The sequence below is a fragment of the Rhodococcus sp. UNC23MFCrub1.1 genome (assembly GCF_000686025.1).
Taxonomy (GTDB): Bacteria; Actinomycetota; Actinomycetes; order Mycobacteriales; family Mycobacteriaceae; genus Rhodococcoides.
Genome location: NZ_JMLQ01000009.1, coordinates 33,485 through 53,861 on the forward strand (window position 1 = coordinate 33,485; position 20,377 = coordinate 53,861).

Annotated in this window: 18 protein-coding genes; 11 read left to right on the forward strand and 7 right to left on the reverse strand. The window is 67.8% G+C overall.

Annotated features, from left to right (window positions below; all coding sequences use genetic code 11):
* Window positions 1-15: 15 nt before the first annotated feature.
* On the reverse strand, window positions 16-2,178 hold the full coding sequence (uvrB, locus tag BR07_RS0118855) for an excinuclease ABC subunit UvrB (RefSeq protein ID WP_027506756.1): 2,163 nt from the start codon (window positions 2,176-2,178) through the stop codon (window positions 16-18).
* Between the two features lie 109 nt (window positions 2,179-2,287).
* Between uvrB and BR07_RS0118860 the strand changes: the two genes are divergently transcribed.
* A complete protein-coding gene (locus tag BR07_RS0118860) occupies window positions 2,288-3,811 on the forward strand; it encodes an ATP-dependent DNA ligase (RefSeq protein ID WP_027506757.1) in 1,524 nt (507 codons plus the stop codon).
* Window positions 3,812-3,834: 23 nt separating this feature from the next.
* Entirely contained in the window at window positions 3,835-4,356 is a 522-nt protein-coding gene (locus BR07_RS0118865; RefSeq protein WP_027506758.1) for a DUF402 domain-containing protein, read from the forward strand.
* A gap of 7 nt (window positions 4,357-4,363) precedes the next feature.
* Here the strand turns inward: BR07_RS0118865 and coaE are convergent, their stop codons facing one another.
* Window positions 4,364-5,581, reverse strand: a complete 1,218-nt coding sequence (coaE, locus tag BR07_RS0118870; RefSeq protein WP_027506759.1) for a dephospho-CoA kinase — start codon at window positions 5,579-5,581, stop codon at window positions 4,364-4,366.
* A 169-nt stretch (window positions 5,582-5,750) separates the two neighbouring features.
* On the opposite strand from coaE, the gene BR07_RS0118875 reads away from it, so the two are divergent.
* Complete coding sequence (locus BR07_RS0118875; RefSeq protein ID WP_081821417.1) at window positions 5,751-5,981, forward strand: hypothetical protein; 231 nt, start codon at window positions 5,751-5,753, stop codon at window positions 5,979-5,981.
* A gap of 179 nt (window positions 5,982-6,160) precedes the next feature.
* Here the strand turns inward: BR07_RS0118875 and rpsA are convergent, their stop codons facing one another.
* On the reverse strand, window positions 6,161-7,639 hold the full coding sequence (gene rpsA / locus BR07_RS0118880; protein WP_027506761.1) for a 30S ribosomal protein S1: 1,479 nt from the start codon (window positions 7,637-7,639) through the stop codon (window positions 6,161-6,163).
* Window positions 7,640-7,995: 356 nt separating this feature from the next.
* Here rpsA and BR07_RS25480 point away from each other — a divergent pair, with 356 nt between their 5' ends.
* Window positions 7,996-8,808, forward strand: a complete 813-nt coding sequence (locus BR07_RS25480; RefSeq protein WP_037186791.1) for a class I SAM-dependent methyltransferase — start codon at window positions 7,996-7,998, stop codon at window positions 8,806-8,808.
* A gap of 4 nt (window positions 8,809-8,812) precedes the next feature.
* Here the strand turns inward: BR07_RS25480 and BR07_RS0118890 are convergent, their stop codons facing one another.
* Window positions 8,813-9,949: an isocitrate/isopropylmalate dehydrogenase family protein gene (locus BR07_RS0118890; RefSeq protein ID WP_081821429.1), complete on the reverse strand. Its 1,137-nt coding sequence runs from the start codon at window positions 9,947-9,949 to the stop codon at window positions 8,813-8,815.
* Between the two features lie 20 nt (window positions 9,950-9,969).
* Here BR07_RS0118890 and BR07_RS0118895 point away from each other — a divergent pair, with 20 nt between their 5' ends.
* A complete protein-coding gene (locus BR07_RS0118895; RefSeq protein WP_027506763.1) occupies window positions 9,970-10,512 on the forward strand; it encodes a 2'-5' RNA ligase family protein in 543 nt (180 codons plus the stop codon).
* Here the strand turns inward: BR07_RS0118895 and BR07_RS0118900 are convergent.
* Together BR07_RS0118900 and BR07_RS27805 are read right to left on the reverse strand one after the other, a co-directional pair.
* Complete coding sequence (locus BR07_RS0118900) at window positions 10,502-11,395, reverse strand: DMT family transporter (protein ID WP_269320108.1); 894 nt, start codon at window positions 11,393-11,395, stop codon at window positions 10,502-10,504. The genes BR07_RS0118895 and BR07_RS0118900 overlap by 11 nt on opposite strands.
* Window positions 11,396-11,397: 2 nt before the next feature.
* Window positions 11,398-11,523 carry a hypothetical protein gene (locus tag BR07_RS27805; RefSeq protein WP_261769712.1) on the reverse strand — a complete coding sequence of 42 codons (126 nt, stop codon included), beginning with the start codon at window positions 11,521-11,523 and terminating at the stop codon, window positions 11,398-11,400.
* 83 nt (window positions 11,524-11,606) lie between these two features.
* Here BR07_RS27805 and BR07_RS0118910 point away from each other — a divergent pair, with 83 nt between their 5' ends.
* Both BR07_RS0118910 and trxA read left to right on the forward strand, forming a co-directional pair.
* The gene (locus BR07_RS0118910) at window positions 11,607-12,605 is read left to right on the forward strand and encodes a GlxA family transcriptional regulator (protein ID WP_027506765.1); all 999 of its coding nucleotides are present in this window, start codon (window positions 11,607-11,609) and stop codon (window positions 12,603-12,605) included.
* 103 nt (window positions 12,606-12,708) lie between these two features.
* Window positions 12,709-13,080 carry a thioredoxin gene (trxA, locus tag BR07_RS0118915; protein ID WP_027506766.1) on the forward strand — a complete coding sequence of 124 codons (372 nt, stop codon included), beginning with the start codon at window positions 12,709-12,711 and terminating at the stop codon, window positions 13,078-13,080.
* 81 nt (window positions 13,081-13,161) lie between these two features.
* Here trxA and polA read toward each other — a convergent pair whose 3' ends face one another.
* The gene (polA, locus tag BR07_RS0118920; RefSeq protein WP_027506767.1) at window positions 13,162-15,825 is read right to left on the reverse strand and encodes a DNA polymerase I; all 2,664 of its coding nucleotides are present in this window, start codon (window positions 15,823-15,825) and stop codon (window positions 13,162-13,164) included.
* 215 nt (window positions 15,826-16,040) lie between these two features.
* On the opposite strand from polA, the gene BR07_RS0118925 reads away from it, so the two are divergent.
* Genes BR07_RS0118925 through BR07_RS0118940 form a run of 4 tightly spaced genes read left to right on the forward strand, consistent with a single transcriptional unit; the run spans window position 16,041 to window position 20,242 of the window.
* The gene (locus BR07_RS0118925) at window positions 16,041-17,423 is read left to right on the forward strand and encodes a branched-chain amino acid ABC transporter permease (protein ID WP_027506768.1); all 1,383 of its coding nucleotides are present in this window, start codon (window positions 16,041-16,043) and stop codon (window positions 17,421-17,423) included.
* Between the two features lie 2 nt (window positions 17,424-17,425).
* On the forward strand, window positions 17,426-18,418 hold the full coding sequence (locus tag BR07_RS0118930) for a branched-chain amino acid ABC transporter permease (protein ID WP_027506769.1): 993 nt from the start codon (window positions 17,426-17,428) through the stop codon (window positions 18,416-18,418).
* Window positions 18,408-19,421, forward strand: coding sequence for an ABC transporter ATP-binding protein (locus BR07_RS0118935; RefSeq protein ID WP_027506770.1), 1,014 nt, complete (start codon window positions 18,408-18,410; stop codon window positions 19,419-19,421). The genes BR07_RS0118930 and BR07_RS0118935 overlap by 11 nt, the downstream gene beginning before the upstream one ends.
* Window positions 19,418-20,242 (forward strand): ABC transporter ATP-binding protein, encoded by an 825-nt coding sequence (locus BR07_RS0118940; RefSeq protein ID WP_027506771.1) that lies wholly within the window; start codon window positions 19,418-19,420, stop codon window positions 20,240-20,242. The genes BR07_RS0118935 and BR07_RS0118940 overlap by 4 nt, the downstream gene beginning before the upstream one ends.
* Window positions 20,243-20,377: the final 135 nt, after the last annotated feature.

A 20,377-nucleotide genomic window follows, 5' to 3' on the forward strand; every position in this document is an offset into this window, starting at 1 on the left:
GTGTGCGAGGACGGGTCAGGACAGGCCCGCGGCGTCCATCCCGCGCAGCTCCTTCTTGAGGTCCTGGATCTCGTCGCGCAGACGGCCTGCCAGCTCGAACTGAAGTTCGCGCGCCGCGTTCATCATCTGATCGGTGAGCTGCTTGACCAGGTCTGCCAGCTCGGCGCGCGGCATGGTCGAGACGTCGCGCCCCTCCACGACACCGCTGCTGCCGGCTCGTCCCGCCTCGCCGGGCGCCCGCCGGCCACGGCTCGCGTTGCGGCCCGATCCACCGATGTCCACGGTGGCCTCGGTGTCCTCCGCCTCCTCGTACACCTGGTCGAGGATGTCGGCGATCTTCTTGCGCAGCGGCTGCGGATCCACACCCATCTTCTCGTTGTAGGCGATCTGCTTGGCGCGGCGACGCTCGGTCTCCTCCATGGCGTACTGCATCGAGTCGGTGATCTTGTCGGCGTACATATGCACCTGGCCGGACACGTTTCGGGCCGCACGGCCGATCGTCTGCACCAGGCTGGTCCCGCTGCGCAGGAAGCCCTCCTTGTCGGCGTCCAGGATCGCGACGAGGGAGACCTCCGGGAGGTCCAGACCCTCACGGAGCAGGTTGATGCCGATGAGCACGTCGTACTCGCCGAGCCGGAGCTGACGTAGCAGCTCGACGCGTCGGAGAGTGTCGATGTCGGAGTGCAGGTAGCGCACCCGGATACCGAGCTCGAGCAGGTAGTCGGTGAGATCCTCCGCCATCTTCTTGGTCAGCGTGGTGACCAGGATGCGCTCGTCCTTCTCGGTGCGCTGGCGGATCTCGTGCACGAGGTCGTCGATCTGGCCCTTTGTGGGCTTGACGACGATCTCGGGGTCGACCAGGCCGGTCGGGCGGATGACCTGCTCGACGACCTCACCGCCGCTCTGTCCCAGCTCGTACTTGCCGGGGGTGGCCGACAGGTACACCGTCTGCCCGATGCGCTGCGTGAACTCCTCCCACGTCAGGGGGCGATTGTCGGTGGCCGACGGCAGCCGGAAGCCGAACTCCACGAGGTTGCGCTTGCGCGACATGTCCCCCTCGTACATGGCACCGATCTGGGGCACCGTCACGTGGGACTCGTCGATGACGAGCAGGAAGTCGTCCGGGAAGTAGTCGATGAGTGTGGCCGGCGCCGTCCCGGCAGGTCGCCCGTCGATGTGGCGCGAGTAGTTCTCGATGCCGGAGCAGAAGCCGACCTGCTTGATCATCTCGAGGTCGTACTGCGTACGCATGCGCAACCGCTGGGCCTCGAGCAGCTTGCCCTTGCCCTCCAGATCGGCGAGCCGCTCCTCGAGCTCGGCCTCGATGTCCCGCACCGCACGCTCCATGCGCTCGGGCCCGGCGACGTAGTGGGTCGCCGGGAAGATGCGCACGCTGTCGACCTGGCGCACCACGTCGCCGGTGAGGGGGTGCAGGAAGTACAGCGCCTCGATCTCGTCACCGAAGAACTCGATACGGACGGCGAGTTCCTCGTAGGACGGGATGATCTCGACCGTGTCGCCGCGCACACGGAACGATCCGCGGGTGAACGCCATGTCGTTGCGGGTGTACTGCACGTCGACGAGCAGCCGGAGGAACTTGTCGCGCGGGACCTCCTGCCCCACCTCGAGATGCACCGACCGGTCCACGTAGGACTGCGGTGTGCCGAGACCGTAGATGCACGACACCGAGGCGACCACCACGACGTCGCGACGAGACAGCAGATTCGCCGTCGCCGAGTGACGGAGCCGCTCGACGTCGTCGTTGACCGACGAGTCCTTCTCGATGTAGGTGTCGGTCTGGGCGATGTAGGCCTCGGGCTGGTAGTAGTCGTAGTACGAGACGAAGTACTCGACGGAGTTGTTGGGCAACATCTCTCGCAGTTCGTTGGCCAACTGCGCAGCCAACGTCTTGTTGGGCGCCATGAGCAACGTGGGCCGTTGCACCTGCTCGATCAACCACGCGGTGGTGGCCGACTTTCCGGTGCCGGTGGCGCCCAGGAGCACGATGTCCTTCTCGCCCGCCTGGACCCGCTTGGTCAGCTCCGCGATGGCCGTCGGCTGATCGCCCGCAGGGCTGTACTCGCTGACCACCTCGAAGGGACGATCGCTGCGCTCGATGTCGCCCACGGGGCGGAACTCGGAGTGCGCCAGGACGGGTTGTTCAGCTGCAAAAGCCATACCACCAGAGTAGGCCCGACCACCGACACAGTCGCCGTTCGGCGGGTCACACGACCCGGCCGCGGGTACACCGACCGTCGCTGTCGGACCTGCGCGTCACAATGGGCCCATGCTGCTCGCACGCGTCGTCGAGACCTCGGCCACGGTGGCCGCCACCCGGTCCCGCAAGGCCAAGGTCGTGGCGCTCGCCGCGCTGCTGTCCGAGTGCGCTCCCGAGGAGGTCGCCCTGGTGACGCTCTACGCGTCCGGCACTCTGCGTCAACGTCGTACCGGCCTGGGGTGGCGCAGCGTCGCCACTCTTCCCCCGGCCGCCGACGCACCGACACTGACGGTCGCCGCCGTCGACGCGGCGTTCGACGCCGTCTCGACGATGGCGGGTCCGGGATCGCAGGCAGCACGCGCGGCGGCGGTGTCCGCTCTGTTCGGCAGCGCCACCGACACGGAACAGACCTGGCTGCGCGGCGTGGTCACCGGTGAGGTCCGTCAGGGTGCGCTCGACGCGCTGGTCCAGGAAGCCGTGGCGGCCGCGGCCGACGTCCCGCTCCCCGAGGTGCGCCGGGCCGCGATGCTGTCGGGATCCACGGTGACGGCCGCGACGGCCGCGTTCACCGGCGGGTCTGCGGCACTCGCGGAGCTGGGACTGACCGTGGGCCGAGCAGTGCTCCCCATGTTGGCCTCCAGCGCCCCCACCGTGGCCGAGGGTGTGGCGAAGGCGGCCGGTGGCGCCGCCGGCGCCGTGGCGCTCGACACCAAGCTGGACGGCATCCGTGTGCAGGTCCACCGTCGCGGTGAGGACGTCTCGGTCAGCACCCGCAGTCTCGACGACATCACCGCACGCCTGCCCGAGGTCGTCGAGTTCGTGCGCGCCCTGCCGCTCACCTCCGTGGTGCTCGACGGCGAGGCACTGGCCCTGGACGAACAGGGACGTCCGCGGGCCTTCCAGGAGACGGCGTCCCGCACGGCGCAGTCGACGGGTGTGGCCGTGACGCCCTTCTTCTTCGACATCCTGCACCTGGACGGTGAGGACCTGCTGGACCGTGCGCTGCACGAGCGGCTGGCCGTTCTCGACGCTCTGATCCCGGAGGGCAACCGTGTGCCGCGGCTGGTGACGGCCGACCTCGAGGCCGCGGACTCGTTCGCGGCGTCGGCGGTCGCGTCCGGTCACGAGGGTGTGGTCGTCAAGAACCTCGATGCGCCGTACGACGCGGGACGGCGCGGCGCCGCCTGGGTCAAGGTGAAGCCGGTGCACACGCTCGACCTGGTGGTGCTCGCAGTCGAGTGGGGATCCGGTCGCCGGTCCGGTCTGCTGTCCAACATCCACCTGGGCGCAGTGGATCCTGCCGGCGGGTTCGTGATGCTGGGCAAGACCTTCAAGGGCATGACCGACGAGATGCTCGCCTGGCAGACGGAGCGGTTCCTGGCTCTCGAGACGGGACGGACCTCGCACGTGGTGCACGTGCGACCCGAGCAGGTCGTCGAGATCGCGGTCGACGGACTGCAGCGTTCCTCCCGCTATCCGGGCGGCATCGCACTCCGATTCGCGCGCGTGGTCCGCTACCGCGACGACAAGGTGGCTGCGGACGCCGACACGCTCGACGGCGTGCGCAGCATGTTCGCGCCGCCCGCTCCGTGACGGTGCGCGGTACGGTGCGGACCATGACGGGTCTGGCACACGTGCACCCACCGAAGGTCGAGGTGTTCGACGTCGCGGGACGCACCAACACCGATCCGAAAGGTGTCGTCCGCCCGGTCGACGTGTACGAGACGACCGACTGGGGGCTCTACATGGCCCGTCCGTCGGACCATCCGTCCTTCGACTACCTGGAGTCGTGGATCGTCCCCAGCCTGGGTATCCGCGCGTCGATCTTCCACTACCTGCCCACGCATGTCCGCGACCAGAATCACTACGTCGACATCGGCGAGTTCGTCCGCGACGGGAACGTGTGGCACTCGGTCGACCACTACCTCGACATCGTCGTCCGTACCGGCCGCGACGCCGAGCTCCTGGACGTCGACGAGTTGCTCGTCGCGCACAGCACCGGGTTGCTCGACGCGCGGACGACGGAGGCCGCCATCCGTCGGGCGTCCGACGCCGTGGACGGAATCGCGGCGGCGAACCACGACGTCGACGGATGGCTCGCCGCTCTCGGCATGACGACCCACTGGGCGGATCGCTGAGGAGCGATCAGTCGGCTTTCCACCCCGTCCGAGCCGCCCATTCCACGACCTCGGGATACACAGTGTCGAAGTACGGCGCCTTCTCCCCCACGTACGCCTCGATGGCCTCCACGTACTCGCCGTGTTCCGCGGCTCGCGAGGCAGCACGGGTCTTCACGTCGAGGTACGCCTCCCGAGCGGCGGGGTCGGCGCGAAGCCGGTCTCGGAACATGAGCGCGAAGACCTGTCCCGGGTACCCGTCGACCCGGAGGTGGATGTTCACCGGTCTGCCCGGGTCGGCTGCGCCGTGCAGACGCTTCTCCCACAGTGCAGGATCGGCTTCCCCCGGCACCGCCGACGGTTTCGGGTCGTCCGCCGTGATGTGTTCGATGCGCGGAAAGGTGGCCGCCGTCAACGGATCGCGCAGTGCGTCCGCGGTGGCGAGATCCGCCACCGTCACCTGGATGTCGAGGACGTCCTTCGCCGGGAAGTCGGGAACCGCGGTGGATCCGATGTGGTCGATCCGTAGCGCTCGGTTGCCGCAGGAGAGGCGCACACGATCGATCACGCGCTGTGCCTCGGCGGGCCACATCGGGTCGGCCGGCACCACGCGGGGGGCGGTCCGGGCCACGGTCTCCGAGCGGAGGTTGGCCGCGAAGAGCTCGAGACGATCGGCCCAGAGTTCACGGACGGTGGCCTCCAACGCCTCCGGTGTCCCGGAGTTGTCGAGCCACACGTCGGCGGCGGCGCGGCGCTGCTCGTCCGTCGCCTGGGCTGCGATGCGGGCGCGGGCGTCGTCCTCGTTCAGTCCACGCGAGGCCACCAGCCGTCGCACCCTCTCCTCCGCCTCGACGTGGACGACCACGACGAGGTGAAAGGCTGCGGCGGTGCGAGATTCGACGAGCAACGGGATGTCGTGCACCAGGACGCAGTCCGGCGGAGCGCTGTTCACGAGTTCGGTCGTGCGCTGCCCGATCAAGGGGTGCAGGATGCCGTTCAGAGCGAGGCGGGATTCCTCGTCCCCGAAGGCCTTGGCCGCCAACGCCGGTCGATTCAGGCTGCCGTCGTCAGCCAGGATGTCCCCGCCGAAGCGCTCGACGAGAGCGGCCAGTCCGGGCGTGCCCGGCTCCACGACCTCGCGCGCGATCTTGTCGGCGTCCACCACCACGGCGCCGAGGTCGGCGAGGGTGCGTGACACCGTCGACTTCCCCGCGCCCATTCCACCGGTCAATCCGATTCTCAACACGCACCCAGTGTGGCCGAGTCCGGCGCGCAGCGCATCAACACGCCGCGAATCACCAGTCTCAAATGCACCATGTTTCCCAACCTGTCGGTTATCTTCGAGGCGCACAACAGGCTTTCGTATTTTCTCCGGAAGGCTCCGCGAGACGGTACTCGACAGGTAAAGGACGGGCATGAACACCATTGCGGGAGAGGGAGTCGGTCGGATGCAGTCCGGACGGCACCGCCTGGGCATGTCCGACGGCGTCCACTGCATCCTGATCCCTCAGGTCGCCGATGCGCTGGCGGAACATCGCCGCAACTGGTTCACCTCGCTCATCAGCCCTGCCCGCCACAGCTTCGCGTCCATGCGCAAGCGCGGCGTGCAGATGGGCACCGGCTGGAGTGCAGCCGCAGCGAGCTGACCCACCGCACCACCGACCACACGAGAGAAGGCCCGATCCTGCGCGGATCGGGCCTTCTCTCGTGTGTGGAGCCGGTCGGGTGCCGGTGCCACGAACGGGAGAAGCCCCGAACCTGTGCGGTTCGGGGCTTCTCTCGTTCAGCGGTCGATCAGCGGATCATGCTCCGCCGGGTCGGCGAATCAGGCTCCGCCGGACAGCTTCTCGCGCAGAGCGGCGAGCTGAGCGTCACTGGCGAGCGATCCGCCGGTGGACTCGGGAGCTGCTGCCGCCGGTGCACCCTGTGCGGACGGGGTACCGGTCTCCGAGGAGTAGCCGGCCGCTGCGTTGGCAGCTTCCTGCGCCTCGTCGGCTGCGGTCTTCTCCATCTGCGCGGTGTGCATCTTGTGGCGACGCTCCGCCTCGGCGTAGCGGCCTTCCCACTCCTCGCGCTGCTTGTCGAAGCCCTCGAGCCATTCGTTGGTCTCGGGATCGAAGCCCTCGGGGAAGACGTAGTTGCCCTGCTCGTCGTACGAGTCGGCCATGCCGTACTTGGACGGATCGAACTCGGCGCTGTAGTCCTCGTTGGCCTGCTTCAGCGACAGCGAGATGCGGCGACGCTCGAGGTCGATGTCGATGACCTTGACGAGCGCGTCGTCGCCCACGGTGACGACCTGGTCCGGGACCTCCACGTGGCGCTCGGCCAGCTCGGAGATGTGGACCAGGCCCTCGATGCCCTCTTCGACGCGCACGAACGCACCGAAGGGAACCAGCTTGGTGACCTTGCCCGGGACGATCTGACCGATCGCGTGGGTACGGGCGAACTGACGCCACGGGTCTTCCTGCGTCGCCTTGAGCGACAGGGAGACACGTTCGCGGTCCAGGTCGACGTCGAGAACCTCGACCGTGACCTCGGTGCCGACCTCGACGACCTCGGACGGGTGGTCGATGTGCTTCCAGGACAGCTCGGACACGTGGACCAGGCCGTCGACTCCGCCGAGATCGACGAACGCGCCGAAGTTGACGATGGAGGACACGACGCCCTTGCGGACCTGGCCCTTCTGGAGCTGGTGCAGGAACTCGCTGCGCACCTCGGACTGCGTCTGCTCAAGCCATGCACGGCGCGAGAGGACGACGTTGTTGCGGTTCTTGTCGAGCTCGATGATCTTGGCCTCGATCTCCTTGCCGACGTACGGCTGGAGATCGCGGACACGACGCATCTCGACGAGCGACGCGGGAAGGAAGCCACGGAGACCGATGTCGAGGATGAGTCCACCCTTGACGACCTCGATGACGGTGCCCTTGACGGCCTCGTCCTTCTCCTTGAGCTCCTCGATGGTGCCCCAGGCGCGCTCGTACTGTGCGCGCTTCTTCGACAGGATCAGACGACCCTCTTTGTCCTCCTTGGTGAGGACGAGAGCTTCGACCTCATCGCCCACGGAGACGACCTCGTTGGGGTCGACGTCGTGCTTGATGGAGAGCTCGCGAGAGGGGATGACGCCTTCGGTCTTGTAACCGATGTCGAGCAGGACCTCGTCACGGTCGACCTTGACGATCGTGCCCTCGACGATGTCGCCATCGTTGAAGTACTTGATCGTCGCGTCGATCGCGGCGAGAAAATCCTCGGCGGAGCCGATGTCGTTGACGGCTACCTGCGGCGAGGTGACGGTGGATGAGGCCATGTGGTGAGTTGCTCCGGACGGGTTGGGGTCGGTGGATGGATGTTCGGTCGGACAGACTCGTTCTTCCTGCGGACAGGACACGCGTGCTGCCGTATCTTGAGCGCTGGGAGACGAGACACGACGCAGTCCCCCCGGACACGCCACGGACCCTCGCCGACGAGCGGGAGTCCGACCACGTGCACGCGAAGACAGACATTCGCGTATCGAAGACTACTCGGTGCCCCGCGCACCGAGCAAACCCGGTTACCGTGTTGCGCGTGTCCACAGAAACCCCCGGCGATCTCGGTGTTCCGGCACGTCCGACCGGGTCCACGCCCGGCCACGCTCCCGCTGCCGACGCGGCCCCCGCGGAGCCGCTGCCCGGTCGCCGCCGCGTCGACTCCCGATCCTCCGAGCGGGCGTCCCGGTCCTGGTGGGACCAGGATTCCGACGAGTACCACCGCACCCACGGCGACTTCCTCGGCGTGACGAGCGAGGCCGGCGAGTTCGTGTGGTGCCCCGAGGGTCTGCACGAGGGCGACGTGCACCTGCTCGGTGACGTCGAGGGGCGCGACGTGCTCGAGATCGGATGCGGATCCGCGCCCTGCTCGCGCTGGTTGGCCAGTCACGGTGCCCGCGCGACGGGCCTCGACATCTCGGCCGGAATGCTGGCGCACGGCGCTGCGGCGATCGCGGCCCGCGAGGCATCGTCCCCCGGCAGTGCGTCACCCGCACTGATCCAGGCCTCCGCGGAGAACCTGCCGTTCGCCGACGCGTCCTTCGACGTGGTGTGCTCGGCCTTCGGCGCGATCCCGTTCGTCGCCGACTCCGCCGGAGTCATGCGTGAGGTCCGGCGCGTGTTGCGCCCCGGCGGACGGTGGGTGTTTTCGGTCAACCACCCGATGCGGTGGATCTTCCCGGACGATCCGGGCCCGGCCGGGCTGACCGCCACCATCCCCTACTTCGACCGCACGCCGTACGCCGAGTTCGATCCCGACGGCACCGCCACCTACGTCGAGCACCATCGCACGGTGGGCGACCGCGTTCGCGAGATCGTCGCCGCCGGGCTGACTCTGGTCGACATCGTCGAACCCGACTGGCCGGAGTGGCTCGATCGCGAGTGGGGTCAGTGGTCGCCGTTGCGTGGAGAGCTCTTCCCCGGCACCGCGATCTTCTGCTGCACCGCCTGACCTGTCACAGACCGCGGACCACGTGGGCGTCGACCGTCTCGAGGAACTCGCTCGTGGACGCGAGTCCCCCGATGTCCGCGGTACCGACTCCCGAGGCGATGGTCGCCTCGACCGCCGCGCGGATCCGCTCACCCACCCGTGCGTGATCGGCGGGCCCGGGTCCCGCCGCGAGGTGCTCGAGCATCGCGGCCACCGACAGCAGCAGCGCCGTCGGGTTGGCGCGGTTGCGGCCCGCGATGTCGGGGGCCGCGCCGTGGGCGGCCTGAGCCATCACCTTGGTGTCCGAGGCGTTAATCGACGGTGCCGTCCCGAGCGACCCGGCCAACTCGCCGGTGAGGTCGGACAAAATGTCTCCGAACATGTTCTCGGCCACCAGGACGTCGAAGGTCTCCCCAGACCGCACGAGCTTCGCCGTGAGGGCGTCGATGTGCTCGTGGTCCACCTCGACGTCCGGGTGCCGCTCGGCCACCTCCATGCACACGTCCTTGAACAGCCCCGTCGTCAACCGCAACACGTTCGTCTTGTGCACCACGGTCACGTGGCGCCGACGAGTCTCCGCGAGGGCGAACGCCTGCTCGGCGATGCGTTCGCACGCTCGACGGGTGAACACCGCCACGGCCAGGGCGACGTCGGGAGTGGGCATGAACTCCCCGGATCCGACGGCCATGTTGCGGTCGGCGTAGAAGCCCTCGGTGTTCTCCCGGACGACGACCAGGTCCATGTCCGGACTCGTCGCCCGCACGCCCGGCAACGCGCGTGCCGGCCGGATGTTCGCGTACAGATCGAACTCCTTGCGGATGCGACCACCCGGCGTCAGCTGCCCCCGCGTCTCCTCGGGGTAGGACGCGCTGTCGTGCGGTCCGAGGACCCAGGCGTCCAACTCTGCCAACGCGCTCAGGGTGCGCGGCGGTACCGCGTCGCCGAACTCGTCGAGTGCCGCACGACCGAAGGGCAGCTCCACCCACTCGACGGGCGTGGCACCCAGGGCCTGCACGGCCGCATCGACGATCTGTACGGTCCCGGGCACGATCTCGGTGCCGATGCCGTCGCCGTGCAGGACACCGATGCGGTGCGGTGCGCGGCGCGAACCGGCACCGGAGTCGTCGGACTGTGAGGCCCCGGGATGCGCTGCACTCGTCATGGCCGCCATCATTACCCATCATGGTGCAGTCGGTGGAACTCCTCCTGGACGAGCGCAGCGACGATGCGATCCGGCGCGAGTGGAACTACCTCGCCGAGCTGGGCCTGCCGAGTCAGGCTCGCCACGCGGGGGCGTCCAACCGTCCGCACGTCACCATCGCGGTCGCGTCGAGGATCGACGATGTCGCCGAGCGCCGGCTCGCCGCCCTGATCGCCGACGGACGAGACGCCGGGTCGTGGCGCTTCCCCGAGTCGGTACGCCTCGGCGGGTTGGTGGTCTTCGGCGGATCGCGGGCCGTCCTGGCCCGCTCCGTCGTGCCGACCGCGGCTCTCCTGGATCTGCACGCGCGGGTGTACGAGGCGCTCGCCGACTCGCCCGGCATTCCCCCGCATCTCGAACCCGGGCACTGGACTCCGCACGTCACCCTGGCGATGCGCGCGCGTCCCGAGGACATCGGTTCCGCGGCATCGCATCTCGTGACCGATCTTCAGGACGTCGACGCCGAGGTGTCGGCCGTCCGTCGCTGGGACGGCGACGCGAGAGCCGACTGGCTCATCGGGTGACAGGCGGCGCGGCCACCGAGGCTGCTCGGCGCCTCGTCGTGACCATCACCCCGACGATGATGAGCGCGGTACCGAGCACCGCGTTCGCGGTGACCGACTCGTCGAGCACGAGGGCGCCGAGCGCGATGCCGACGACGGGACTGAGGTACGTCACGGTCGACGCGGCGGACGGTCCCCATCCCGTCACGACGTTGGTGTTCCACAGGAAGGCCAGCCCGGTGCCGGCACAGCCGAGCGCGAGCATCGACGCGACGACGGGCACGTCGAGACGCACCGCGTCGCTCGCCACCACGGGCGCCGCGACCAGCATCATCATCGCGGCGAGACCGATCTGCATCGTCGCCACCGCCAACGACGGCACACCCAGCGGGATGACGAACCGACGCAGGTACACCAGCGCGACACCGTAGGACGCGGTGGCGCCGAGGCACGCCAGCTGCGCACGCGGGCTGCCACTCAGACCGCTCTCCCACGGCGCGAACACCACGACGATGCCGGCGAAGCCGATCAGGAGGCCCGCGGCGCGCAGCAGAGTCGGCCGTTCGGCGGGAAGAACGGCGAAGGCCAGCACCGTCGTCATGAGCGGCGTCGTCGCGTTGACGATGGATGCCGTGGCCGAGTCGATATCCTGCTCCGCCCACGCGAACAGCAGCCACGGGAGGATGCACTGCACCACCGCGAGGAACGTCGAGTGGAGCCACACGACTCCTCGCCGCGGGAGTCGAACATGCATGGGACGCAACAGGATCAGCAGTGTGGCCGCACCGAGGACGAGTCGCGCCAGCACCACCTGGACGAAGCTCAGCCCCTCGAGGCCCACCTTCATGAACAGGAAGCTCGCGCCCCACACCGCTGCGGTGGCCAGGAACTGCAGTACGAGCACGATCAGAAACGGTAGTCGCCGTGGCGGGTCACCTCGGCATGGGTGTCGGGTGTCCGATCCGCGAGTGCGAGGGCGGCCAGGACAGTGAGGAGGAGCAGGACTGTCGCGAGAACGAGGAAGAAGGTCATGCGAGAAATACTCCGTCGCAGCGGATTCCACCAACAGTGGCAGTAATGACATATTTCGTCGTTTTCCTGCCATACTGGGCGACATGCTGACGAAGGTGGTCGTCCCGCTCCTGCCGTTGACCGAGGCGTTCGAACTGGGTGTCGCGTGCGAGGTCTTCGGATTCGACCGGTCGGACGACGGACTGCCGGTCTACGACTTCTCGCTGATCGCGGCCGTCCCCGACCCGATCCGCACTCGGTTCGGCTACTCCATCGACGTCCCGTACGACCTCGATCGACTCGACGACGCGGATCTGATCATCATGTCCGCGGGTGGTACCGCGACGGCGCCGGACGGCACGTTCGCCTGCGGCACCGGTGACGGCCACGACCTCGAGCCGCTGGCCGAGAAGTTGCGCGCTGCCGTGGCGAGAGGCGCGCGCGTCGCGAGCCTGTGCACCGGCGCCTTCGTTCTCGGCGAGGCGGGACTGCTGGACGGACGTCGGTGCACGACCCACTGGCGCCATGCGGCGCGCCTGGCCGAGCGCTTTCCCGGCGCCACGGTCGACTCGAACGTGCTCTACGTCCAGGACGGCAACGTCTACACCAGCGCGGGAACCGCTGCCGGGATCGACCTGTGCCTGCACATCGTGCGGTCCACACAGGGCGCCGCGGTGGCCAACGGCATCGCACGACGCATGGTGGTGCCCCCGCACCGTGACGGCGGCCAGGCCCAGTACGTCGCGGTGCCCGTCCCCACCTGCGACTCGGACACCCTCGCCCCGCTCATCGACTGGATCGCCGAGAACCTGCGCGAGGACCTCACCGTGGACGTCCTGGCAGCACGCGTCTCGATGTCGCCCCGCACCTTCGCTCGCCGATTCCAGGCGGAGACGGGCACGACCCCGGCACGCTGGATCAGCGATCAGCGCGTTCTCGAGGCGCAGCGACTCCTCGAGTCCAGTGACCTGTCGGTGGACGCCGTCGCGGACACCGTGGGATTCGGTTCCGCGGCGGTGTTGCGCCAGCACTTCCTGCGGCTACGCCGCACCACACCGCAGTCCTACCGGCGCACCTTCCGGGCGGCGCCCGTCTCGGTCTGATCGAATTCGGGAATGACGGCGCGGGTCCGCCTGTTGACGGTGGACAGAACACCATGCCGGAGCCCACACGAGGTGGGTCGGCACTCACGACGAAAGGATCCTCGTGGCAACGCAGACCCTCACCCAGCAGAACTTCGACGAGACCGTCACCGGTAACGACGTCGTTCTGGTCGACTTCTGGGCCGACTGGTGCGGACCGTGCAAGCAGTTCGCCCCGACGTTCGAGAAGTCCTCGGAGCAGCACCCCGACGTCGTGTTCGGCAAGGTCGACACCGAGGCGGAGCAGGGACTCGCCGCCGCCGCGAACATCCGCTCGATTCCCACGCTCATGGCGTTCCGCGAGGGCGTCCTCGTCTTCGCGCAGCCCGGCGCACTTCCGCAGGCGGCGCTCGAGGACCTGGTCGGCCAGATCAAGGGCCTGGACATGGACGACGTCCGCAAGCAGATCGCGGAGCAGCAGGCCGCGGCCGAGTGACCACCGCGGGCTGACACCCGCACCACGACGGCGGGCGACGGAAGAGATTCCGTCGCCCGCCGTCGTCGTCGTGTGGTCGCCTCAGTGTGCGGCGTCGTCCCAGGTGCGACCCGTTCCCACGGAGACGTCGAGCGGCACCGACAGCTCGATGGCGTGCGCCATCTTGTCTCGGACCAACGCCTCGACCTCGGCGCGTTCGGACTCGACGACCTCGAGCACCAGTTCGTCGTGCACCTGGAGGAGCATCCGCGAGGTGAGCCCGGCCTCGACCAGTCCGAGCTGGACGTCGATCATCGCGACCTTGATGATGTCGGCCGCGGTGCCCTGGATGGGGGCGTTGAGGGCCGCGCGCTCGGCGACCTCGCGGCGCTGACGATTGTCGCTCGTCAGATCCGGCAGGTAGCGGCGACGTCCGTAGAGAGTCGAGGTGTAGCCGACCTTGCGCGCCGCCTCCACGACCTCGTGCAGATAGTCGCGCACCCCACCGAACCGGGAGAAGTACGCCTCCATCTGCTCCTTGGCCTCCTCGGTGGAGATCTTGAGCTGCTGGGAGAGGCCGTAGGCACTGAGCCCGTAAGCCAGTCCGTACGACATCGCCTTGACCCGGCGGCGCAACTCCGGCGTCACCTCGTCGATGGGCACCCCGAAAGCGCGCGACCCGACGAAGCTGTGCAGATCCTCGCCGGTGTTGAAGGCCTCGATGAGCCCCTCGTCCTTGGAGACGTGCGCCATGATCCGCATCTCGATCTGGCTGTAGTCCGCCGTCATCAGCGAGTCGTAACCCTCGCCGACGACGAAGCCCTCCCTGATGCGACGGCCCGCGGACGTCTTGACCGGAATGTTCTGCAGGTTGGGCTCGGTGGAGGACAGCCGACCCGTCGCGGCGATGGTCTGGTTGAACGTGGTGTGGATGCGCCCGTCGTCGCTGACCGACTTGAGCAGACCGTCGACCGTCACCTTGAGCCGCGTGGCGTCCCGGTGATCGAGTAGGTGCCGGAGGAAGGGATGCTCGGTCTTCTCGAACATCGACTGCAGCGCTTCGGCATCGGTGGTGTAGCCGGTCTTGGTGCGCTTGGTCTTGGGCATGTCGAGCTCGTCGAACAGGACCACCTGCAACTGCTTGGGTGACCCGAGGTTGATCTGCTTGCCGATCACCGCGTAGGCCGCCTCGGCGGCGACGCTCACCTCCCCGGCGAACTGGCTCTGCAGGTCGTGCAGATGATCGAGATCGATCGCGATACCGGTGTTCTCGACGGTGGCGAGCACGCCGAGGAGCGGCAGCTCCATGTCCGAGAGCAGCGGCGCGGACTCGATCTCGTCGAGCTCACGGTCCAGCGCGTCCGCGAGATCCAGCACCGCCTGCGCTCGCAGGATCTCCCCCTCGGCCACCGCTGCCTGCGTCTCGTCCTCGCTGTCGAGCAGGGACAGCTGGGCGTCGCCCGCGTCCTCGATGCGCAACTCGCGCTTGAGGTACCGCAGCGACAGGTCGTCGAGCGCGAAGCTCCGCTGCCCCGGTCGGACCAGGTAGGCCGCGAGTGCGGTGTCGCTGGTCAGCCCCGCGACGGGCCATCCGCGACCGCGCAGCGCATGCAACGCCCACTTGGCCTCGTGGAGAGCCTTGGGCCGCGACTCGTTCGCGAACCAGGCCGCGAGTGCCTGCTCGTCCTCGGCGGTGAGCCCGATGGTCTCGACGTAGGCACCCTCCCCGTCCGCCGACGCGAACGCGACGGCCGACGCGTCACCGTCGAACGGGGACCGCGTCCCCACGACGGAGAGCCCGGTGCGGACACCGTCCTGCGTGTGCGCCGCGAGCCACTCGGCGAGCTCGCCCGGTTCGAGCGCGCGGCCCCGCACCTCGAAGCCCTCCTCCGCCTCCGGCTCGGTCGACGAGAGGGTGGCGAAAAGCCGATCGCGCAACACACGGAACTCGAGATCGTCGAACAGCGCGTGCACCCGCTCGCGGTCCCACGGCGCCAGCTGCAGTTGATCCGGTGTGTACGGCAGAGGGACGTCGCGCACCATCTCGGTGAGCTGGCGATTGAGGACGACGCTGGAGAGATTGGCGCGCAGCGCGTCGCCGACCTTGCCGCGCACGGTGTCGACCTTGTCGACCAGGTCCTCGAGGCTGCCGTACTCCCGGATCCACTTGGTGGCGGTCTTCTCCCCCACCCCCGGGATGCCGGGAAGATTGTCGCTGGGGTCTCCGCGCAGCGCCGCGAAGTCCGGATACTGGGCCGGGGTGAGTCCGTACTTGCTCTCGACCTCCGCCGGCGTGAACCGCGTCAGGTCGGAGACGCCCTTGCGCGGGTAGAGGACGGTCACCTGGTCGTTGACCAACTGCAGCGAGTCCCGGTCGCCGGTGACCACCAGCACCCGGTACCCCGCCGCGACCGCCTGCGTGGTGAGGGTGGCGATGATGTCGTCCGCCTCGAAGCCCGGCTCCGCCATCACCGGGATGCCCAGTGCTCCGAGGACGTCCTTGGTGATGTCGATCTGGCCCGCGAACTCGTCGGGGGTCTTGATGCGATTGGCCTTGTACTCCGGGAACTTGTCCGCCCGGAAGGTCTGGCGAGAGACGTCGAAGGCCGCGCCGACGTGCGTGGGCGACTCGTCCCGCAGCAGATTGATGAGCATGGAGGTGAACCCGTACACCGCGTTGGTGGTCTGCCCGCTGGTGGTCTTGAAGTTCTCGGCGGGCAGGGCGTAGAAGGCGCGGTACGCCACCGAGTGACCGTCGATCAGCATCAGGAGGGGCGAGGACTCGGTTACTGGACTCACGCAGGTCAGTCTAGGGAGGCGTACCGACACGGGCGTGGTCGGCGGTCGACCGCTTCGAAACAAGACTGAAACATCGAAGAAATCGAAGCGGCCGTTCTCGATACCCGGAGCCCGATAGAGTCCGACAATTGCAAGCAGAGCCGAGATTCCTCGGCGTTAGTCGACCGTCCGAGAGGACCCCCGTGCCCCCCTCGAGTCCTCGACGGCCCGGACGAACGACGGCCACCGCCGCCCTCGTCCGCGCGCTCGTCGTCGTACTCCTCGGCCTCATCGCCGCAGCCACCTTCGGTGGAACGGCCCTGGCCCAGGAACCCACTCCGTCCCCCACTCCGAGCTCGAGCTCCCCACCCGCGAGCGGCTCCGAGTCCGACTCCGCTCCACCCGCCGACGCGGTGAACGTCAGCGGCAGCCTGAACAACGCCGGTGAACGCCTCGTCGGCGTCGACGTCGTGGCCCTCGACTCCGGAGAGTCCGAGGTGGCTCGCACCACGTCGGAAACCGGTGGGCGATGGACACTTCCGGTCTCACCCGGCAGTTACACATTCCGCGTCGACCCCGAGACCCTGCCCGACGGTGTCTCCGTGCAGGGCGACGTCGAACGCACCGTGGAGGCAGGTCGCGCCAACACCGTCATCTTCAGTTTCGGTGAGGAACGCAGCGCCACGGTCGTCCCGTTCTACGAGAAGTTCCTGCGCACCACCATCGACGGGCTGCGCTTCGGACTGGTCATCGCGCTCGCCGCGATCGGTCTGAGCCTCATCTTCGGCACCACCGGGCTCACCAACTTCGCCCACGGCGAGTTGGTCACGCTCGGCGCCGTCGCGGCATGGGTCTTCAACCAGAAGCTCGGGATCCAGCTGATCCCGGCGACCGTCCTGGCGGTGATCGTCGGTGTGGCGGTCGGCTGGGCGAACAACGCCGGACTCTGGAGACCGCTGCGCAGACGCAAGACCGGCCTCATCGGCCAACTCGTCGTCTCGATCGGTCTCGCGATCGCCCTGCGGTACCTGATCCTCATCTTCTTCTCCGACCGCGCCGAGCCCTACAAGGACTATCAGGCGCAGGTGCAGCGTGAGTGGGGGCCGTTCGCCATCACCGACGTCAACCTCGCCTGCATCGTCATCAGCGTCGTGGTGCTCGTGCTCGTCGCGCTCATGCTGCAGAAGACCCGTATCGGCAAGGCCATGCGCGCCGTCGCCGACAACCGCGATCTCGCGGCGTCGTCCGGCATCAACGTCGAGCGCGTCGTGACCTTCGTCTGGTGCATGGGCGGCGGTCTCGCCGCTCTGGGCGGCGTGCTGTTCGGGCTCTCCGAGCTCGGCGGACGCGTCCAGTGGGAGATGGGCTTCAAGCTCCTCCTGCTCATGTTCGCCGGCATCACCCTCGGTGGCCTCGGCACGGCGTACGGCGCCCTGCTCGGCTGTGTCATCGTCGGTCTGTTGGTGCAGTGGTCGACGCTCGTGATCAACCCCGACCTCAAATACATCGGAGGATTGCTCGTCTTGATCGTCATCCTCATCGTCCGGCCGCAAGGCATCCTGGGCTCGCGGCAAAGGATCGGCTGACCATGGACATCATCGGAGCAATCCAGGTATCGCTGGCCCAGCTCGTCGGGCCCTCCGCGATCTTCTACGCACTTCTCGCCATCGGACTGAACCTGCACTTCGGCTACGCAGGACTGCTCAACTTCGGTCAGATCGGCTTCGCCCTGCTGGGCGGATACGGCGTCGGCATCATGACCATCACGTACGAACAGCCGCTGTGGCTCGGCATCCTCGTCGGACTCGCGGCAGCCGGTCTCCTCGCGCTCGTGCTCGGTATCCCCACCCTGCGACTGCGGGCGGACTATCTCGCCATCGTCACCATCGCGGCGTCGGAGATCCTGCGACTGGTCTTCCGGTCCACCGCGTCGAACGGTGTCACCGGATCGACCAACGGCCTCTTCGGTTTCGCCGATCCGTTCACCAACCTCAGCCCGTTCGACTCGGGCAAGCAGTACTCGTTCGTCGGCGTGAAGTTCTACGGCGACGACCTGTGGGCCATGGTGGTCGGATGGTCACTGGTGCTGATCCTGTGCGGACTCGTGTACCTGCTCACGCACAGCCCCTGGGGACGCGTCCTCAAGGCGGTGCGCGAGGACGAGGACGCCGCCCGCTCGCTGGGCAAGAACGTCTTCGTCTACAAGATGCAGGCCCTCGTCCTCGGTGGCGTCATCGGCGGTATGGGCGGCGTGTTCAACGCTCTGCAGACCAAGTCGATCAACCCCGACTTCTACTCGACGGCGCAGACCTTCTTCGCCTTCGGCGCACTGATCCTCGGCGGTGCGGCCACGGTCTTCGGTCCGGTCGTCGGAGCCATGCTCTTCTGGTTCTTCCTGTCGATCCCCGACGTGCTGCTGCGTCAGGCCGCCGCCGGCGACGACCCACTCATTCCGATGACCGAACAGCAGGTCGGCGCCACACGATTCGTCCTCCTCGGCATCCTCATCGCGGTGCTGATGATCTTCCGCCCGCAGGGACTGCTGGGCAACAAGCGGGAGGTACAGCTCGATGCCAAGTAACACCATCGCGGCACGCAAGCCGCTCAGCGCCGAGGTGCGCGCGGCGTTGTTCGCCGACGTCGCGAACACCCCCGGCGTCGCCAAGCCCGACCCGACCATGGTGGTCGACGGCGTGTCCCGGACCTTCGGTGGCCTCAAGGCCGTCGACGTGGCACACCTCGAGATCCAGCGTGGCTGCATCACCGGCCTGATCGGCCCGAACGGCGCCGGCAAGACGACCTTGTTCAACCTGCTCACCGGGTTCGACCAGCCGGACACCGGGTCCTGGTCGATGGACGGCAAGTCGCTGGGCAGGATGACGCCGCACCAGGTGGCGCGCCACGGTGTGGTGCGGACATTCCAGCTGACGAAGGCACTGTCGAAGCTGACCGTGCTGGACAACGTCCGGCTCGGTGCCACGGGACAGAAGGGTGAGCGGATCTTCAACACGCTCATGCCGTGGACGTGGAAGGCGCAGGAGCGGGAGGTGACCGAGCGTGCGCGGGAACTGCTCGCGCGATTCAAACTCGACGCGAAGTCCGAGGACCTCGCGGGATCCCTCTCCGGCGGACAGCGCAAGCTGCTCGAGATGGCGCGAGCGCTCATGACCGATCCCGCCGTCGTCATGCTCGACGAGCCCATGGCCGGCGTCAATCCCGCACTGACGCAGAGCCTTCTGGGCCACATCAAGTCGCTGCGCGACGACGGCATGACCGTCGTCTTCGTCGAGCACGACATGGACGTGATCCGCGACATCAGTGACTGGGTCGTGGTCATGGCTCAGGGCAGCGTCATCGCCGAGTCCGCGCCCGCGCAGTTGGCGGACAACGAGGCCGTCGTCGACGCGTACCTGGGAAGCCACCACGATCAGGCGCTCGAGTTCGACGCCGACGGAAATCCTGTGGGCGCCACGGCAGAACTGGCCGAGGCGCTCGAGCAGGCCGAGGTCGAGACACTCGAGTCGGGCGGAGATCTCTCCGCGGCCGAACCCGAGATCGGGACGGACAAGAGGACCACGACATGACCGAATCCGGAGCGACCACATCCGGGGGAACCGGGCTCACCGCAGCAGAATTCGCGGCGACACCGGACGAACACCGCCGCCTGGCCACCGACGCGCTCGTGCGTGCCGACGACCTGGTGGCCGGATACATCCCCGGCGTGAACATCCTGAAGGACTGCAACTTCTATCTGAACGACGGCGAGATCGTCGGCATCATCGGCCCCAACGGTGCCGGCAAGTCGACGTTGCTCAAGGCACTCTTCGGTCTCATCCCGATCCGCAGCGGATCCGTCACGCTGCGCGGCGACACAATCACCTCCGCCGAGGCACACGTGCTCGTGACGAAGGGCGTCGGTTACGTTCCGCAGACCCAGAACGTGTTCCCCTCGCTCACCATCGAGGAGAACCTCGAGATGGGGATCTACCTGCGGCCGAAGAAGTTCCAGGAACGGTTCGACTTCGTCAGCGAGCTTTTCCCGCTGCTGTCGGAGCGTCGCAAGATCAAGGCGGGCGCACTGTCCGGTGGCGAGCGGCAGATGGTCGCCATGGGCCGCGCGCTGATGATGGAACCGTCCGTGCTGCTGCTCGACGAGCCGTCGGCCGGACTGTCTCCGATGTTCCAGGACGAGGTCTTCATCCGCTGCAAGAAGATCAACGCGGCGGGCGTCTCCATCATCATGGTGGAGCAGAATGCTCGCCGGTGCCTCCAGATCTGTGACCGCGGCTACGTGCTGGATCAGGGCAAGAATGCGTACACCGACACCGGCACGAACCTGATGAACGACCCCAAGGTCATCGAGCTGTACCTCGGCACGTTGGCGGGGAGCAAAGAGAAGAAGTAGTACCCGCGCACACCGACAGGGGCGCTCCGAGTTCGCTCGGGGCGCCCTTCTCGCTGTCTGCGGCCCCTCACCCTCGGCGAGTACGTCCGAAGTGCCGTGCAACGAGCCGTATTCACAACACTGTCGACGTACTCG

Excerpts from the sequence above, each read along its gene's own strand:
- BR07_RS0118875 (WP_081821417.1), top strand. The coding sequence starts at position 5,751 with ATGAACACCATTGCGGGAGAGGGAGTCGGTCGGATGCAGTCCGGACGG.
- BR07_RS0118865 (WP_027506758.1), top strand. The coding sequence starts at position 3,835 with ATGACGGGTCTGGCACACGTGCACCCACCGAAGGTCGAGGTGTTCGAC.
- BR07_RS0118860 (WP_027506757.1), top strand. The coding sequence starts at position 2,288 with ATGCTGCTCGCACGCGTCGTCGAGACCTCGGCCACGGTGGCCGCCACC.
- BR07_RS0118895 (WP_027506763.1), top strand. The coding sequence starts at position 9,970 with ATGGTGCAGTCGGTGGAACTCCTCCTGGACGAGCGCAGCGACGATGCG.
- BR07_RS0118910 (WP_027506765.1), top strand. The coding sequence starts at position 11,607 with ATGCTGACGAAGGTGGTCGTCCCGCTCCTGCCGTTGACCGAGGCGTTC.
- BR07_RS0118935 (WP_027506770.1), top strand. The coding sequence starts at position 18,408 with ATGCCAAGTAACACCATCGCGGCACGCAAGCCGCTCAGCGCCGAGGTG.
- BR07_RS27805 (WP_261769712.1), bottom strand. The coding sequence starts at position 11,523 with ATGACCTTCTTCCTCGTTCTCGCGACAGTCCTGCTCCTCCTCACTGTC.
- uvrB (WP_027506756.1), bottom strand. The coding sequence starts at position 2,178 with ATGGCTTTTGCAGCTGAACAACCCGTCCTGGCGCACTCCGAGTTCCGC.
- polA (WP_027506767.1), bottom strand. The coding sequence starts at position 15,825 with ATGCTGATCGACGGTCACTCGGTGGCGTACCGCGCCTTCTACGCCCTG.
- BR07_RS0118930 (WP_027506769.1), top strand. The coding sequence starts at position 17,426 with ATGGACATCATCGGAGCAATCCAGGTATCGCTGGCCCAGCTCGTCGGG.
- BR07_RS0118890 (WP_081821429.1), bottom strand. The coding sequence starts at position 9,949 with ATGACGAGTGCAGCGCATCCCGGGGCCTCACAGTCCGACGACTCCGGT.
- BR07_RS0118940 (WP_027506771.1), top strand. The coding sequence starts at position 19,418 with ATGACCGAATCCGGAGCGACCACATCCGGGGGAACCGGGCTCACCGCA.
- rpsA (WP_027506761.1), bottom strand. The coding sequence starts at position 7,639 with ATGGCCTCATCCACCGTCACCTCGCCGCAGGTAGCCGTCAACGACATC.